Genomic DNA, 15,464 nt, shown 5'->3' on the forward strand with positions numbered 1-15,464 from the left:
CCACGTGACCATGTCCGGGGAGCCGCGTCCGGGGTGGAGTGCGGGGTGGAGCGCGCCCCGGGCTCCCTCACGTGGCCGCCGTCAGGCGCCGGCGCAGGCGGGTGGCGTCGCGGGCGGGCGGGAGGCCGTAGTGGCGGCGGTACTCGCGGTTGAACTGGGTGGCGCTGGCGTAGCCGACCTCTTCCGCGACCAGGACCGCGGTGGTGCCGCCGGTGATGAGGCGGCGACGGGCCTCCTGGAGCCGCAGGTGCTTCTGGAAGCGCAGCGGGCTCATGCCGGTGGCGGCCTTGAAGTGCCGGTGCAGCGTGGCTGGGCTCATGTGGGCGACGGCGGCGATCGCCTCGACGGTGAGCGGCTCGCGGAAGTGCGCACATATCCAGGCGGCCGCGGCGCGCACCCGGGAGGCGGCCGTGTCGGCCGGGGTCAGCCGGCGCAGCATCGGGCCGAGCGGGCTGCCGAGCAGCCGGTAGAGGATCTCCGCCTCGATCCTGGGGGCGAGCGCGCCGATGTCGTCAGGGGTGTCGAGCAGCCGCACCCAGCGGGTGACCGCGTCCACGATCTCCGGGGTCATCGGCGCGGAGATCTGCCCGTCCTGGCTCGCGGGCGCGAGCGGCCGCCGGTCCGCGCCCTCCAGTTCGAGCAGCAGGTCGGCGAGCACCCCTCCGTCCAGCCGCATCACCGCGGCCCGGTAGGGCAACTGCTCGAAGACGGCGGTGACCGGCAGGATCAGCGAGTTGAAGAACATCTCGCCGCGCCGGGTCCCCCAGCTCCGCTCGCCCGCGGTGGAGTGCTTGGCGCCCTCGGCGATGAAGCAGATCATCGGCACGTAGAGCAGGTCCGCCGGCGGGACGGGTGCGTCGAGGGCGACCACGGTCAGGCGTGGCACCGCGCTGTCGCACCACATGCCGTCGCTGTGCCGGGCGACGGCGGCCGCGAGCTGGTCCACCGTGGCGCTCCTTCCGATCCGGTTGAGAGTATCGGGCAACAATATGCGATCAGCGCCCCATGCCCCGGAGCGGCTGTCTTCCTAGTGTGGAGGCATGGCACACAGCAACGAGACCGGCCAGGACGACACGGCCGGCCGGAACCGGATGAACGGTACGAGCAAGACGAGCGGCACGCGTGCCGGCGGCGGAGGCAGCACGGACGGTACGGGCGGGACCGGCGAGACCGGCGAGACCGGCGGCGGGGCGCTGCCGCAGCGCCGGCTCGGCACCCAGGGCCTGGAGGTCGGCGCGATCGGGCTGGGCACGATGGGCATGACGATGGCGTACGGCTCGGGCGACGAACCCGGCGGCATCGCGACCATCCGGCGGGCCCGGGAACTGGGCGTCACCTTCTTCGACACCGCCGAGCTGTACGGCATGGGCACCGGCAGCAACGAGCGCCTGCTCGGCCGCGCGGTACGGGACTTCCGCGACGAGGTGGTGATCGCCACCAAGTTCGGCTTCGACCTCACCGACCCGGAGCACGTCGGCACCCGGCTCGACAGCCGGCCCGCGCACATCCGCGAGGTGGCCGAGAACAGCCTGCGGCACCTGGGCACCGACCGGATCGACGTGCTGTACCAGCACCGCGTCGACCCCGACGTCCCGATCGAGGACGTGGCCGGCACCGTCGGCGAGCTGATCGCCGAGGGCAAGGTGCGCTTTCTCGGGCTCAGCGAGGCCGGCCCGGACATCATCCGGCGCGCGCACGCGGTGCATCCGGTGTCGGTGCTCCAGACCGAGTACTCGCTCTTCGAGCGCGCCGTGGAGGCCGATGTGCTGCCGGTGGTACGCGAGTTGGGCATCGGCTTCGTGCCGTACTCGCCGCTGGGCCGCGGGTTCCTCACCGGTGCGGGCAAGCCGGCCGCGGAGTACCCGGCGGACGACATGCGCAGTTGGGACGACCGCTGGCAGCCGGGCAACTACGAGCGGAACGTGGCCGCCGTCCGCGAGTTGACCGCGCTCGCGGAGGGCAAGGGCATCACGGTGACGCAACTGGCGCTGGCCTGGCTGCTGGCGCAGGGCGAGGGCATCGTGCCGATCCCGGGCACCCGCAGCCCGCGGCGGCTGGCCGAGAACGTCTCGGCGGCACGGGTCGCCCTGACGCCGCAGGACCTCGCCCGGGTCCGGGAGATCCTGCCGCGCGGCGCGGCCGGGTCGCGGTATCCGGAGGAGATGATGCCGTCCTGGTGAGGCCGCCCCGACGAGTGCGGCCGGCACGCTCGCTGCCCGGGAGGACCGGGTGACCCGCTCCCGCTGACGCGTTCCGCGGCGCCGGACGGCTCCCCCCGCCGGCCGGCGCCCGGTGGCTCGCGTCAGTGCTCGGTGATGCGCCCCTCGGCCACCTCGATACGGCGGGTGGTGTGCACCGCCTCGAGCATCCGGCGGTCGTGGGTGACGAGCAGGAGCGTGCCCTCGTACGAGGCGAGCGCGGACTCCAGTTGCTCGATCGCGGGCAGGTCGAGGTGGTTGGTGGGCTCGTCGAGGACGAGGAGGTTGACGCCCCGGGCCTGGAGCAGGGCGAGCGCGGCGCGGGTGCGCTCGCCCGGGGAGAGGGTGGCGGCGGGGCGCAGCACGTGCGCGGCCTTCAGCCCGAACTTGGCCAGCAGGGTGCGGATGTCGGCGGGTTCGAGGTCGGGCGCGGGCGCCCGGAACGCGTCGAGCAGCGTGTCGTCGCCGCGGAAGAGCCCGCGGGCCTGGTCGATCTCACCGACCACCACGCCCGGGCCGAGGGCCGCGTGCCCCTCGTCCAGGGGCAGCCGGCCGAGGAGGGCGGCGAGCAGCGTGGACTTGCCGGAGCCGTTGGCGCCGGTGATCGCCACCCGGTCCGCCCAGTCGATCTGGAGGTCGACCGGCCCGAACCGGAAGGCGCCGCGCCGCACTTCGGCCTGCCGCAGGGTGGCGACCACGGCGCCGGAGCGGGGCGCGGCGGCGATCTCCATCCGCAGCTCCCACTCCTTGCGTGGCTCCTCGACGGTGTCCAGCCGCTCGATCATCCGGTCGGTCTGGCGGGCCTTGGCGGCCTGCTTCTCGCTGCTCTCCGTCCGGGCCTTGCGGGCGATCTTGTCGTTGTCGGGCTGCTTGCGGACGGCGTTGCGCAGGCCCTTGTCCATCCAGCCGCGCTGCATCCGGGCCCGGGCCTCCAGGCCCGCCTTGGTGTCGGCGTACTCCTCGTACTCCTCCCGGGCGTGCCGCCGGGCGATCTCGCGCTCCTCCAGGTAGGCCGCGTAGCCGCCGCCGTACGTGGTCACCTGCTGCTGGGCGAGGTCGAGTTCGACCACGCGGTTGACGGTGCGGGCCAGGAACTCGCGGTCGTGGCTGACCAGGACGGTGCCGGCGCGCAGGCCCGCGACGAACTTCTCCAGCCGCTCCAGCCCGTCCAGGTCGAGGTCGTTGGTGGGTTCGTCCAGCAGGAACACGTCGTAGCGGCTGAGCAGCAGCGAGGCCAGGCCGGCGCGGGCGGCCTGGCCGCCGGACAGCGCCCGCATCTGCGCGTCGAGGCCCACCCCGAGGCCGAGCGAGCCCGCGGCCTCCTCCGCCCGCTCGTCCAGGTCGGCGCCGCCGAGGTCCAGCCAGCGGTCCAGGCTCTCCGCGTACGCGTCGTCGGCGCCGGGCGCCTCGTCCACCAGGGCCTGGGTGGCCGCGTCCAGCGCGGCCTGCGCGGCCGCGACCCCGGTACGGCGGGCCAGGAAGGCCCGTACGGTCTCGCCTTCCCTGCGGTCCGGCTCCTGCGGCAGGTACCCGACGTTCCCGGTCGACGGCGACAGCCGCACCGAGCCGTCCTCGGGGGTGCCGATCCCGGCGAGCAGCCGCAGCAGCGTGGACTTGCCGGCTCCGTTGGCTCCCACGAGGCCGACCACGTCGCCGCCGGCGACCACCAGGTCGAGCCCGCTGAACAGTGCCCGGTCGCCGTGCCCGGCGGCGAGGTTCTTCGCTACAAGTGTCGCGCTCATCAGGCCGGGGATCTTACCGTCTCCCCCCGGGCTCCCGCCGCTCCATTACCCCCGCCGCGCCCCGCACCCCGGCCCTGCCCGGCCCTGCCCTGCCCTGCCCTGCCCGTCAGGGTCTGGACCCGACCAGGCCGGCGTCGTAGGCGAGCCGTTGCCGATCGCGACGAGGACCTCGCGCTCGCGTTCGCTGAGGTCCTTCAACCGGGGGTCCTGGGCCCCGGCCGGGTCGTTCGGGGCGAGCACCTGGTGGGCGTAGGCGTCCAGCAGGCGGCGGGTCAGGCTCGGCGCCACCACGGCCTCGCCGGTGGCCACCGCCTGGATGCCCGCCACGAGCTCCTCCGGGCGGGCGTTGGACCGTCTGCTCCCAGCAGCCCTCTCCCGCGCGCTACAACGTCTCCACGCGCGTCACCGTGCGCATCGTGAAGACGAAGGAGAAGTGCCCGGGCCGGTAGGGCCGCGTCAGGTGCGGAGCGCGGCCGGCAGGTCGTGGAGGGTGCGCAGGACACGGATGCCGTCGGCGGGCGGGGAGTCCGGGGCGCCGGGGTCGCGCCGCACCCAGTACGCCCGAAGGCCGGCGTCCCGGGCGCCGAGCGCGTCCACGGCGTAGTCGTCGCCGACGTACGCGACCTGGTGGGGCGGCACGTCCAGCTCCGCGCACCCGGCGTGGAAGATGCTCGCCGCGGGCTTGGCGGCGCCGTGCACGTCGCAGCAGACGAACGCGCCGCCGAGGTAGGAGAGCAGCCCGACGCAGGAGAGTTTGTGCCGCTGGGCCTCGGCGCCCGCGTTGGAGACGACCCCGAGGCGGTAGTGCGGTGCGAGCCGGCGGAGCACCGGCGCGGCGTCGTCGAAGGCCACCCCGAGCAGGTCGCGCCGCATCGCGTACCGCCCGTACCACGCCAAGGCGTCCCGGCCGGACAGCCCGGGACGGCCCAGGAACCGCCGCACCCGGACCTGTTGCTGCTCGTGGAAGCTCAACTCGCCGGCCAGAAAACGTCCGTACTCCTCCGCCGTCACCTCCCGCCAGCGCGCCAGCGCGTCCGCGGGCGACCGGAACCCGTCGAGCGGCTCCGCCGCGAGGTGGGCGAGCAACCCGGCCTCCTCCGACGCCGCGTAGTCGAACAGCGTGCCGTCCACGTCGAACAGCACCCCGCGAATCGCCACCCCGCGCCCCCTCTTCCCGGCCCTCGGCCTCGCCGCGGTCCGCCGCTGTCGGTACCTGCCCGTAGATTCCCCGGTGCACGCCGGCCGCGCGCCGCTCTTTCCTCGGAAGAAGCCGCTCCCGAAAAATGCATGCGCGCTTGAATGTTTTGGGTGCCGCTGGCACCCTCATGGAGCACCGTCCTGTCAGTTCCGTGGGCTTCGCTCGTCGAGGAGTGGCCGTGGCCGATCCGCAGGCAGTACGCGCCGTGTTGGAGGATCTCCGCGCGGAGGGTGACGCGCTGGACGGGCTGGTCGCGGGGCTCGGGGCGCGGGAGTGGGGTGCCGGCACGCCCGCGGAGGGGTGGACGGTGGCGCATCAGATCGCGCATCTGGCCTGGACGGACGGGCGGGCGCTGCTGGCGGTGCGGGACCCGGCGCAGTTCACGGCGGAACTGGGGCGCGGCGCGGTGGAGTTGGGCATGGCGGTGGCGGAGGGCGCCGCGGCGGGTGCGGCGGAGCCGTACGGGGAGCTGCTGGCGCGCTGGCGGAACGGGCGGGGGCTGCTGCTGGAGGTGCTGGCCGCGGCGCCGCCGGAGGCGCGGTTCCCCTGGTACGGGCCGCCGATGAGCACCGCGTCGGTGGCGACGGGACGGCTGATGGAGACGTGGGCGCACGGCGAGGACGTGGCGGACACCCTCGGGGTGCGGCGGGAGCCGACCGCGCGGCTGCGGCACGTCGCCCGGATCGCGGTGCGGGCCCGGGACTACGCCTTCTCGGTGCACGGGCTGACGCCGCCCGCGGAGCCGTTCCGCGTCGAACTGGCCGCTCCGGACGGCGAGTTGTGGACGTATGGACCGCCGGACGCGGAGCAGCGGGTGACCGGTCCCGCGCTGGACTTCTGCCTGCTGGCGGTGCGGCGGCGGCACCGCGACGACACGGCGGTGCGCGCGTGGGGCGCGGACGCGGACGCGTGGCTGTCGGTGGCGCAGGCGTTCGCGGGGCCGCCCGGCAAGGGGCGGGCGCCGGCGGCGGACGGCGGTGCGGCATGAACGCGCTGCGGGGCGCCGACTTCGACGAGCGGCGGGCGGTGATGCTGGAGCGGCTGGCGGAGGTCGCGGCGGCGCACGAGGAGGCGCTGGCCGGCGGCGGCCCGAAGTACGTCGAGCGGCATCGCGGGCGGGGCAAGCTGACCGCGCGGGAGCGGATCGAGTCGCTGCTCGACCCGGACACGCCGTTCCTGGAGCTGTCGCCGCTGGCGGGCTGGGGCAGCGACTTCACCACCGGCGCGTCGATCGTCACCGGAATCGGCGTGGTCGAGGGCGTGGAGTGCCTGGTGACCGCGAACGACCCGACGGTGCGCGGCGGTTCGAGCAATCCGTGGACGCTGCGCAAGGCACTGCGGGCCAACGAGATCGCCTTCGCCAACCGGCTGCCGGTGATCAGCCTGGTGGAGTCGGGCGGCGCGGACCTGCCCAGCCAGAAGGAGATCTTCATCCCCGGCGGCGCCCTCTTCCGCGACCTGACCCGGCTGTCCGCGGCCGGCATCCCCACCGTCGCGGTGGTGTTCGGCAACTCCACGGCGGGCGGGGCGTACGTACCGGGCATGTCCGACCACGTGATCATGGTCAAGGAGCGCTCCAAGGTGTTCCTCGGCGGGCCGCCGCTGGTGAAGATGGCCACCGGCGAGGTGAGCGACGACGAGTCGCTGGGCGGCGCCGACATGCATGCCCGCGTCTCCGGCCTCGCCGACTACTTCGCGCTGGACGAGCCGGACGCGCTGCGCACCGCCCGCCGGGTGGTGGCCCGGCTCAACTGGCGCAAGCAGGGCCCCGATCCGCGCCCGGACCCGCGCCCGCCGCTCTTCGACGAGGAGGACCTGCTCGGCATCGTGCCGGGCGATCTGCGCACCCCGTTCGACCCGCGCGAGGTGGTGGTCCGGGTGGTTGACGGCTCGGCGTTCGACGAGTTCAAGCCGCTGTACGGGCCGAGCCTGGCGACCGGTTGGGCCGAGGTGCACGGCTATCCGGTCGGCATCCTCGCCAACACCCAGGGGGTGCTGTTCAGCGCGGAGTCGCAGAAGGCCGCGCAGTTCATCCAGTTGGCGAACCAGCGGGACATCCCGCTGCTCTTCCTGCACAACACCACCGGCTACATGGTCGGCCGCGAATACGAGCAGGGCGGCATCATCAAGCACGGCGCGATGATGATCAACGCGGTCTCCAACTCCCGGGTGCCGCACATCTCGGTGCTGATGGGCGCGAGTTACGGCGCCGGCCACTACGGCATGTGCGGCCGCGCCTACGACCCGCGCTTCCTCTTCTCCTGGCCGAGCGCGAAGTCCGCGGTCATGGGCCCCGCGCAGCTCGCCGGGGTGCTGTCCATCGTCGCCCGCCAGTCCGCCGCCGCCAAGGGCCGGGCGTACGACGAGGACGCCGACGCCGCGCTACGGGCCATGGTCGAGCAGCAGATCGAGGCCGAGTCCCTGCCGATGTTCCTGTCCGGCCGCCTCTACGACGACGGCGTCATCGACCCGCGCGACACCCGCACCGTCCTGGCCCTGTGCCTGTCCGCCATCCACAACGCCCCGGTCGAGGGCGCGCGGGGCGGCTTCGGCGTCTTCCGGATGTGAGGAGCTGGACCCGATGAGCAACGAGCAGGCGCAGGCGCGTACGCAGGAGGGCCCGGCACAGGAGGGCCCGGCACAGGAGGGACGCGGGCCGATCCGGGTCCTCCTCGTGGCGAACCGGGGCGAGATCGCCCGCCGGGTGCTGCGCAGTTGCCGCGTGCTGGGCATCGGCACCGTGGCGGTCCACTCCGACCCGGACGCGGACGCGGCGCACGTACGGGAGGCGGACGGGGCGGTCCGGCTGCCCGGCGAGTCGGCCGCCGAGACCTACCTGCGCGGGGACGCGGTGGTCGCGGCGGCGCTGGCGGCGGGCGCGGACGCGGTGCACCCGGGGTACGGATTCCTGTCGGAGAGCGCGGAGTTCGCGGCGGCCGTGCGGGGCGCGGGGCTGACCTGGATCGGGCCGTCGCCGCGGGCCGTGGCGGCGATGGGCTCGAAGACGCGGGCGAAGCAGCTGATGGCGGCGGCCGGGGTACCGCTGTTCGCGGCGCTCGACCCGGCCCGGGTCACCGCCGCCGACCTGCCGGTGCTGGTGAAGGCCGCGGCGGGCGGCGGCGGGCGCGGCATGCGCGTGGTCCGCGAACTCGGCTCGCTGGAGGAGGAGTTGACGGCCGCCCGGGCGGAGGCGGCGGCGGCCTTCGGCGACGGCGAGGTGTTCGTCGAGCCGTACGCCGAAGGCGCCCGGCACATCGAGGTGCAGGTGCTGGCCGACGCGCACGGCACGGTGTGGGTGCTGGGCGAGCGGGACTGCTCGGTGCAGCGCAGGCACCAGAAGGTGGTCGAGGAGACCCCGGCGCCCGGCCTGCCCGCGACCGTACGCGCCGCCCTGCACGACGCGGCGGCCCGCGCGGCCCGCGCGATCGGCTACGAGGGCGCCGGCACCGTGGAGTTCCTGGTCGGCGCGGACGGACGGCCGTACTTCCTGGAGATGAACACCCGCCTCCAGGTGGAGCACCCGGTCACCGAGTGCGTCTTCGGCCTGGACCTGGTGGCGTGGCAGATCCGGATCGCCGAGGGCGCCGCGCTGCCTCCGCAGCCGCCGCGGCCGCGCGGACACGCCGTCGAGGCGCGGTTGTACGCCGAGGACCCGGCGCGCGGCTGGCAACCGCAGGCGGGCCCGGTGCACCGGCTCGAACTGCCCGACGTGGACGCCGAGTTCACGCTGCCTCCGGGCCGCGACGCGGGGTTGCGACTGGACTCCGGGGTGACCGGCGGGGACACGGTCGGCGTGCACTACGACCCGATGCTCGCCAAGGTCATCGCCTGGGCGCCGACCCGCGCCGAGGCCGTCCGCCGGCTGGCCCACGCCCTCGAACGCGCCCGTATCCACGGGCCTTTGACCAATCGCCACCTGCTGGTGGGCATCCTGCGCCACCCGGACTTCGCCGCCGCCCGGCTCGACACCGGCTTCCTGGAGCGGCGGTTGGCCGAGCTGACCGGGGAGCCCGGACAGGCGGCAGGCGATCCGGAGCGGCTCGCCGCACTGGCCGCCGCGCTCGCCGACGCGGCCGGCCGTACGGCGCCGGCGCCCCCTCCCCCGGCCCGCCCCACCCCGGTCGCCGCCCTCCTCGGCGGCTGGCGCAACCTCCCCTCGCAGCCCCAGCTCAAGCGCTTCCGCGCCGAGCCCGCCGGCACCGAGCACGAGGTCCGCTACCGCCTGACCCGCGACGGCCTGACCGCCGAGGGCCACGACGACGTCGTGCTCGTGTCGGCCGCGCCGGACCGCGTGGTGCTCGAAGTCGCCGGTGTGCGGCGGACGTTCGAGGTGGCCGCCTACGACGACCGGGTCTTCGTCGACTGGCCCGCGGGCGCCGCCGCGCTCACCGCGCTGCCCCGCTTCACCGACCCCGCCGAGCAGGTCGCACCGGGCTCGCTGCGGGCGCCGATGCCCGGCACCGTGGTCCGGCTGGGCCGCTTCACGCCGGGCGACCGGGTGGAGCGCGGGCAGCCGCTGCTGTGGCTGGAGGCGATGAAGATGGAGCACGTGGTCACCGCACCCGCCGCCGGCACGCTCACCGAACTGACCGCCGCGGTGGGCCACCAGGTCGAACCCGGCACCGTACTGGCCGTCGTCAAGGAGGACGGCGGCGCGCCGGAGCAGGCACCGTGAACCGCGCCACCACCCACGTACCGGGAGGAACAGCGACCATGAGCACCGATGCCACCCCCTTCGACCGCGCACTGCTGGAGAGCGACGAGCGGCGCGCGCTGCGCTCGGCGGTGGGCGCGCTCGGCCGCCGCTACGGCCGGACCTACTTCACCGAGACCGTCCGGGCCGGCAGGCAGCCGGACGAGCTGTGGCAGGAGGCGGGCCGGCTCGGCTACCTCGGGGTGAACCTGCCCGAGGAGTACGGCGGCGGCGGCCAGGGGCTGGCCGAACTGTCCATCGTGCTGGAGGAGTTGGGCGCGGCCGGCAGCCCGCTGCTGCTGCTCGTGGTGTCGCCGGCGATCTGCGGCACCGTGATCGCCCGGTTCGGCACGCGGGCGCAGAAGGAGCGCTGGCTGCCCGGCCTGGCCGACGGCTCGCTGCGGATGGCGTTCGGCATCACCGAGCCGGACGCCGGCTCCAACTCGCACCGGATCTCCACCACCGCGCGCCGCGACCCGGACACCGGCGGCTGGCTGCTGACCGGCCGCAAGGTCTTCATCTCCGGGGTGGACATCGCCGACGCCACCCTGATCGTCGGCCGCACCGCCGACGCCCGCACCGGAAAGCTGAAGCCGTGCCTGTTCATCGTCGAACGCGGCACCCCCGGCTTCGAGTTCAAGCAGATCGAGATGGAACTGGCCGCGCCGGAGAAGCAGTTCCAGCTCTTCCTCGACGACGTCGCGCTGCCCGCCGACGCGCTGGTCGGTGACGAGGACGCCGGGCTGCTCCAGCTCTTCGCCGGGCTCAACCCGGAGCGGGTGATGACCGCCGCGTTCTCCATCGGGATGGGCCGCTACGCCCTGTCCCAGGCGGTGGGGTACGCCCGTACCCGGCAGGTCTGGCAGGCCCCGATCGGCGCGCACCAGGCGATCGCCCACCCCCTCGCGCAGGCCCATATCGAGCTGGAACTGGCCCGGTTGATGATGCAGAAGGCCGCCCATCTCTACGACGCGGGCGACGACATGGGCGCCGGCGAGGCCGCCAACATGGCCAAGTACGCTGCTGCCGAAGCTGGCGCGAAAGCCGTCGACCAGGCCGTACACACCCTGGGCGGCAACGGGTTGACGGCCGAGTACGGCCTCGCCACCCTGCTCGCCGCGTCCCGGGTGGGCCGCATCGCCCCGGTCAGCCGCGAGATGATCCTCAACTTCGTCTCGCACCACACGCTGGGCCTGCCCAAGTCCTACTGACAGGAGTCCGTACGTGGCAACAGCACCGCTGGTCCACCGGCACCTCGATCGGGGCATCGCCGTCCTCACCCTCGACTCCCCGCACAACCGCAACGCCCTGTCCGCCGACCTGCTCGACGGGCTGGCCGCGGAGGTGGAGCGGGCCGGCGAGGACGACGGCGTCCGCGCGGTGCTGCTCACCCACACCGGCACCACCTTCTGCTCCGGCGCCGACCTCAAGGACCGCCGGGTCCGGCAGGGACCGCGCCAACTGGCGGACCTGATGCGGCGGATGGCGACCCTGAAGAAGCCGGTGGTGGCCCAGGTGCGCGGGCACGTCAGGGCGGGCGGGCTCGGGCTGCTGGCCGCCTGCGACATCGCGGTGGCGACCGCCGGCGCCGACTACGCCTTCACCGAGTCCCGGCTCGGGCTCGCCCCCGCGGTGGCCTCGATGCCGGTGCTGGCCGCGGGCGACCAGCGCGCCCTGGCCCGCTACTTCCTCACCGGCGAGCGCTTCGACACCGCGGAGGCGATCAGGATCGGGCTGGTCACCGCGTGGGAGGACGCACTCGACGGCATCCTCGCCGGCCTGCGCGCCGCCTCGCCGCAGGGCCTGGCCGCGACCAAGGAGCTGACCGCGGCGGCGCTGCTGAAGCGGCTGGACGCCGACGCGCCGACGATGGCGCACCTCAGCCACCGGCTCTTCGAGTCCGCGGACGCCGCCGAGGGCATGCGGGCGTTCCTCGAACGACGGGACCCGCCATGGGCGTTGTGAGCGACAGGACGGCCGCCGAACGCGAACCCGGCGAACACGAACCCGGCAAGCGCGAGCCGGCCGACCGCGAACCCGGCGACCGCCAACCCGCCGACCGCCAACCCGCCGACCGCGAGCCCAAGCAGGACCGGGCCCGCGCCACCCGGCAGCGCATCCTGTCCGCCGCCGTCGCCTGCCTCGCCGAACACGGCTGGTCCGGCAGCACCGTCGCCGTGGTGTGCGCCCGGGCCGGGGTGACCCGGGGCGCCGCGCAGCACCACTTCCGCACCCGCGAGGAGCTGTTCACCGCGGCGATCGCGCACATGGCCGAGGAGTGGCTGGCGGCCGTACGCGCCCGTGCCCGCGCGCTGCCCGGCAGCGGCCAGGACCGTACCTACGCCGTGGTGGACATGCTCGTCGCCGTACACACCGGGCCGCTCTTCCGCGCGGCGCTGCACCTGTGGGTGGCGGCCACCGACGAACCGGCGCTGCGGACCCGGGTGGCCGCGCTGGAGGCCCGGATCGGCCGGGAGGCGCACCGGCTCGCGGTGGAGTTCCTGGCCGCGGACGAGTCGGTGCCCGGGGTGCGGGAGGCCGTGCAGGCCACCTTGGACATGGCCCGCGGCCTGGGCCTGGCCAACCTGCTCAGCGACGACTCGGCGCGCCGGGCCGGCATCGTCCGGCAGTGGTCGCGGACGCTGGACGCGGTGCTGCGGCCCCCGGCGGCGTGAGGCGGGCCACCCCGGCCGCGGCCCACCCGCCGGCACCCGCCCCGTGCGGTACGGTCCCGCCGCGCTACCGGTCCCGCCGCGCTACGGGTCCCGCCGCGTTACGGGTCCGCGTCAGTGCAGGGACGTGTCAGTGCAGGGACGTGTCAGCGGGGCCGGTGGCCATGCGGGTGAAGCGAACGGTCATCCCGTCCCGTTCCGGCGCGCAGCACAGCAGCCCGGCCCGCGCCTTGGCGTCCGGGTCGAGCCACGCCACCCGGATCGTCCGCCACGGCTCGTGCTCGCAGCGGGCCCGTACCGTCACCGCGTCGCCCGACCTGCTGACCCGGATCGTCACCTCGCGGCCCGCCCACTCCGGGACCGGGGCGAGCGACCAGTCCGAGGTGCCGTGCGTGACGACCGCGCCGAGCTGCGGCAGGCCGTCGGAGATCTCCACGCCCGCCTTGATCCAGGTCGAGGCGTCGACCCTGACCAGGGCGCCCGCCTGGTCGTACAGCTCGGTGAAGTCGGCATGGAAGCCGACCTCAACGGCGGTGCCGGGCGGGAAGTCGGTGAGCAGGGCGTGGCCGTCGTCGTGCACGAAGCCGTAGCTCGTGGTGCGCCAGAAGTCGCTGCCCGAGCGGGCGGTGACCAGCAGGTCGGTGCCGTCGACCGCGACGTCCGCGGGCGGGTTGAGCCATTCTCCTTGCGACCAGGGCAGGTCACGCGGGACGGGGAGGGGCGAGGTCACGTATGTACCGCCGTTCTGAGCCGCAGAGTTGGTAGCCGAGCCAGATGTTGATCGCGAGCATAGGCGCGTTTCCGTCGTCGTTGGCAGTCGTGGCCTCGCGATAGCCCTTCGCGCGGGCCAGGTACAGGGACTGAGCCTTGGCGGCCTTGGCCAGGCCGCGGCCGCGGAAGGGGCGGCGGATTCCGGTGCCGCCGGACGCGTAGTGCCGCGCGCCGTCGGTCTGCGCGATGACCAGCCCGGCGACCTCGCCGTCCACCACCGCGACCGTGCTCAGGTCGGCGTCGAAGTCCGGCCGGTCCCAGTTCAGGGCGCGCCAGTCCGCGTAGCTGAGGCGGTCGGCGGCGACGTCGCCCGGCTCGTCGCCGAAGCACTCCACGTCCGTCCGCCACAGTGGCCGCGGGTCGCGTTCCCACGCGACGGCCGGCAGCAGCAGCACGCCGCGCGGCAGCCGCGGGCGGGCCGGCAGCGGGCCGCGGGGCGACAGGTCCAGGCGCAGGAACCGTGCCTCGCGGCCGGGGCGGTAGCCGTGCGCGGTGGCGAAGCTCTCGCACGCCGGGTCGGGGTGCGCCCACGCAAAGCACGCGGTCGCTCCGATCGCGTCCAGGTGCGTCTCGGCGGCGGCCAGCAGCGCCCGGCCGGTGCCGCGGCCGCGGTCTGCGGCGGCGACGTTGAGGTTCACGAAGGCGGCGCCCGCGTCCTCGGCGTCGGCGAACAGCCCCGCCCGGGCGCACCCGACGATCCGCTCGCCGTCCACCGCGACCAGCAGCCGGCAGCGCTGCCGGGCCGGCATGGCCGTCGCCTGCGCGTGCACGCTCCTGGGCGTGGTGACCTGGTACGGCTCCTCGGCGCGTAAGAGCGCGCACAGAGCGTGGGCGTCGGCGGGGTCGTAGTCCCTGATCGCCACCATGCTGCCGCACCCTACGCGGCCGGTACGGGCCGCCGCCCTGGTTTTCGGCACTCTCGTCGGGCCCGGACGGTCCGGAACGGGCCCGACGGGTGGACCCTGGAAGGTGCGGGGGGGGTGGCACGCGCTTCAGGAGGCGAGCACCGTGCCCAGAAGCGGATACGAACCGATGCAGGCCCGCAGCGCGCTCCGGCTGCGGCTCACGTTCGCGCTGCTCGGGGTGGTGTGGGGCGTGGGCGCGGCCGTGGGCTTCGCGCTGGTGAACCTGCCCGGCTGGGCGGGGCTGTGCGCCTTCGTCGCGCTGGTCGCGGTCGGCGACGTCTTCGTCGTCCGCTACCGGATGCGGCAGGGCGCCCGCTACCAGCCCGGCCGGGACGAGCCGCCCAATCCGCCGGTCGACCCCGAGGAGTCGCCCGATCCGCCGGTCGTGCGGCCGGTCGAGTCCCGCCACTTCCACGGGGCCCCGCGACGGTGAGCCCGGGCGGCGCGGCACCGGATGACCGGGTTCACGGGGCCCGGGGGCGCAACGGGGCGGGGCCGTCCACGCTCGAAGGGCCCGGCACTGAGTGCCGGGCCCTTCGATTCGTAGCGGGGACAGGATTTGAACCTGCGACCTCTGGGTTATGAGCCCAGCGAGCTACCGAGCTGCTCCACCCCGCGTCGGTGAACACCACCTTACGGGGTGGATGCCCGGGCGCCAAATCCATTCCCCCCGGCGCGGTGCGGCGGGCACGTATGGACACGGTGAGTGGTGGACCGGATGCGGCGGGTCGCGTAGGCGGGCAGACGCGCGGAAATGCCGAGGGGATCGCGGAAATGCCGAGGGGATCAGGGAACGAGGAGTTATCCACAGGCCCTTCGGCGGGCGGGAGGGGCCGCGGGTTAATCTCAGGGAGTCGAAGATCAGCGGGCCCGCGGCGCGGTCGCGGGAGTTGGCGAGCGGGATGAAGGAGGGCGTGATGGCCGGGGTGAACGCGAGTGCCGTGGCGGCGACCGGACTGATCGGGGGCTACGGAGTGGCCCGGTGGACCAAGCGGCGCGAGCTGGGCGGTGTGGCGCTGGCCGCGGCCGGCGTGGTGGCGGCGCGCGAGTGGCGTCGGAGCACCGGCGCGGTGCCGGCGGCGGCCCTCACGGGGGCTTATGTGGCGGCGTTCGCGGGTGCGCACCCGCTCGCGAAGAAGGTCGGCGCCTGGCCGGCCGTGTTCGCCGTGGCCGGGGGCATAGCCGCCGCGTCCTGGGCGGTCGCGGGGCGCGGCCGGTAGCAGCCGCGGGCCCCGCACTTCCCTGCGGGCGCGAACTCCTTTGCGGGCCCGAACTCCTCTGCGGG

General features: G+C 74.7%; 14 protein-coding genes, 1 tRNA gene and 1 pseudogene. 9 read left to right on the plus strand and 7 right to left on the minus strand.

What is annotated here, in order from left to right; translation table 11 throughout:
- Positions 1-67: 67 nt before the first annotated feature.
- The gene (locus tag OG896_RS06495) at positions 68-946 is read right to left on the minus strand and encodes an AraC family transcriptional regulator (RefSeq protein ID WP_329363254.1); all 879 of its coding nucleotides are present in this window, start codon (positions 944-946) and stop codon (positions 68-70) included.
- Between the two features lie 247 nt (positions 947-1,193).
- Between OG896_RS06495 and OG896_RS06500 the strand changes: the two genes are divergently transcribed.
- A complete protein-coding gene (locus tag OG896_RS06500; protein ID WP_329373752.1) occupies positions 1,194-2,180 on the plus strand; it encodes an aldo/keto reductase in 987 nt (328 codons plus the stop codon).
- A gap of 122 nt (positions 2,181-2,302) precedes the next feature.
- Here the strand turns inward: OG896_RS06500 and OG896_RS06505 are convergent, their stop codons facing one another.
- The 3 genes and pseudogenes from OG896_RS06505 to OG896_RS06515 form a co-directional block, all read right to left on the minus strand.
- Positions 2,303-3,940 (minus strand): ABC-F family ATP-binding cassette domain-containing protein, encoded by a 1,638-nt coding sequence (locus OG896_RS06505; RefSeq protein ID WP_329363256.1) that lies wholly within the window; start codon positions 3,938-3,940, stop codon positions 2,303-2,305.
- Between the two features lie 132 nt (positions 3,941-4,072).
- Positions 4,073-4,288 (minus strand): annotated as a pseudogene (locus OG896_RS06510) (DNA-binding response regulator); the annotation flags it as partial.
- A 108-nt stretch (positions 4,289-4,396) separates the two neighbouring features.
- On the minus strand, positions 4,397-5,098 hold the full coding sequence (locus OG896_RS06515) for an HAD family hydrolase (protein WP_329363258.1): 702 nt from the start codon (positions 5,096-5,098) through the stop codon (positions 4,397-4,399).
- A 218-nt stretch (positions 5,099-5,316) separates the two neighbouring features.
- Between OG896_RS06515 and OG896_RS06520 the strand changes: the two genes are divergently transcribed.
- The 6 genes from OG896_RS06520 to OG896_RS06545 are packed head-to-tail and all read left to right on the plus strand — an operon-like array spanning position 5,317 to position 12,506.
- Positions 5,317-6,126: a TIGR03084 family metal-binding protein gene (locus OG896_RS06520; RefSeq protein WP_329363259.1), complete on the plus strand. Its 810-nt coding sequence runs from the start codon at positions 5,317-5,319 to the stop codon at positions 6,124-6,126.
- Positions 6,123-7,706: an acyl-CoA carboxylase subunit beta gene (locus OG896_RS06525; RefSeq protein WP_329363260.1), complete on the plus strand. Its 1,584-nt coding sequence runs from the start codon at positions 6,123-6,125 to the stop codon at positions 7,704-7,706. Before OG896_RS06520 ends, OG896_RS06525 begins: the two co-directional genes overlap by 4 nt.
- 13 nt (positions 7,707-7,719) lie before the next feature.
- Entirely contained in the window at positions 7,720-9,813 is a 2,094-nt protein-coding gene (locus tag OG896_RS06530; RefSeq protein ID WP_329363262.1) for an acetyl/propionyl/methylcrotonyl-CoA carboxylase subunit alpha, read from the plus strand.
- Positions 9,814-9,851: 38 nt separating this feature from the next.
- Entirely contained in the window at positions 9,852-11,042 is a 1,191-nt protein-coding gene (locus tag OG896_RS06535) for an acyl-CoA dehydrogenase family protein (protein WP_329363264.1), read from the plus strand.
- 13 nt (positions 11,043-11,055) lie between these two features.
- On the plus strand, positions 11,056-11,796 hold the full coding sequence (locus OG896_RS06540; RefSeq protein ID WP_329363266.1) for an enoyl-CoA hydratase family protein: 741 nt from the start codon (positions 11,056-11,058) through the stop codon (positions 11,794-11,796).
- The gene (locus OG896_RS06545) at positions 11,793-12,506 is read left to right on the plus strand and encodes a TetR/AcrR family transcriptional regulator (RefSeq protein ID WP_329363268.1); all 714 of its coding nucleotides are present in this window, start codon (positions 11,793-11,795) and stop codon (positions 12,504-12,506) included. The genes OG896_RS06540 and OG896_RS06545 overlap by 4 nt, the downstream gene beginning before the upstream one ends.
- Before the next feature lie 127 nt (positions 12,507-12,633).
- On the opposite strand, the gene OG896_RS06550 is transcribed toward OG896_RS06545, so the two are convergent.
- Both OG896_RS06550 and OG896_RS06555 read right to left on the minus strand, forming a co-directional pair.
- Positions 12,634-13,233, minus strand: coding sequence for a DUF1349 domain-containing protein (locus OG896_RS06550; protein WP_402447916.1), 600 nt, complete (start codon positions 13,231-13,233; stop codon positions 12,634-12,636).
- Positions 13,205-14,140: a GNAT family N-acetyltransferase gene (locus OG896_RS06555; protein WP_329363270.1), complete on the minus strand. Its 936-nt coding sequence runs from the start codon at positions 14,138-14,140 to the stop codon at positions 13,205-13,207. Before OG896_RS06555 ends, OG896_RS06550 begins: the two co-directional genes overlap by 29 nt.
- 142 nt (positions 14,141-14,282) lie before the next feature.
- Between OG896_RS06555 and OG896_RS06560 the strand changes: the two genes are divergently transcribed.
- Entirely contained in the window at positions 14,283-14,612 is a 330-nt protein-coding gene (locus tag OG896_RS06560; RefSeq protein WP_329363272.1) for a DUF6343 family protein, read from the plus strand.
- Positions 14,613-14,723: 111 nt separating this feature from the next.
- Here OG896_RS06560 and OG896_RS06565 read toward each other — a convergent pair.
- Positions 14,724-14,797, minus strand: a tRNA-Met gene (locus tag OG896_RS06565).
- A gap of 299 nt (positions 14,798-15,096) precedes the next feature.
- Here OG896_RS06565 and OG896_RS06570 point away from each other — a divergent pair.
- Positions 15,097-15,399, plus strand: a complete 303-nt coding sequence (locus tag OG896_RS06570) for a hypothetical protein (RefSeq protein WP_328471271.1) — start codon at positions 15,097-15,099, stop codon at positions 15,397-15,399.
- Positions 15,400-15,464 lie beyond the last annotated feature (65 nt).

The organism is Streptomyces sp. NBC_00669 (genome assembly GCF_036226785.1).
Classification (GTDB): domain Bacteria; phylum Actinomycetota; class Actinomycetes; order Streptomycetales; family Streptomycetaceae; genus Actinacidiphila.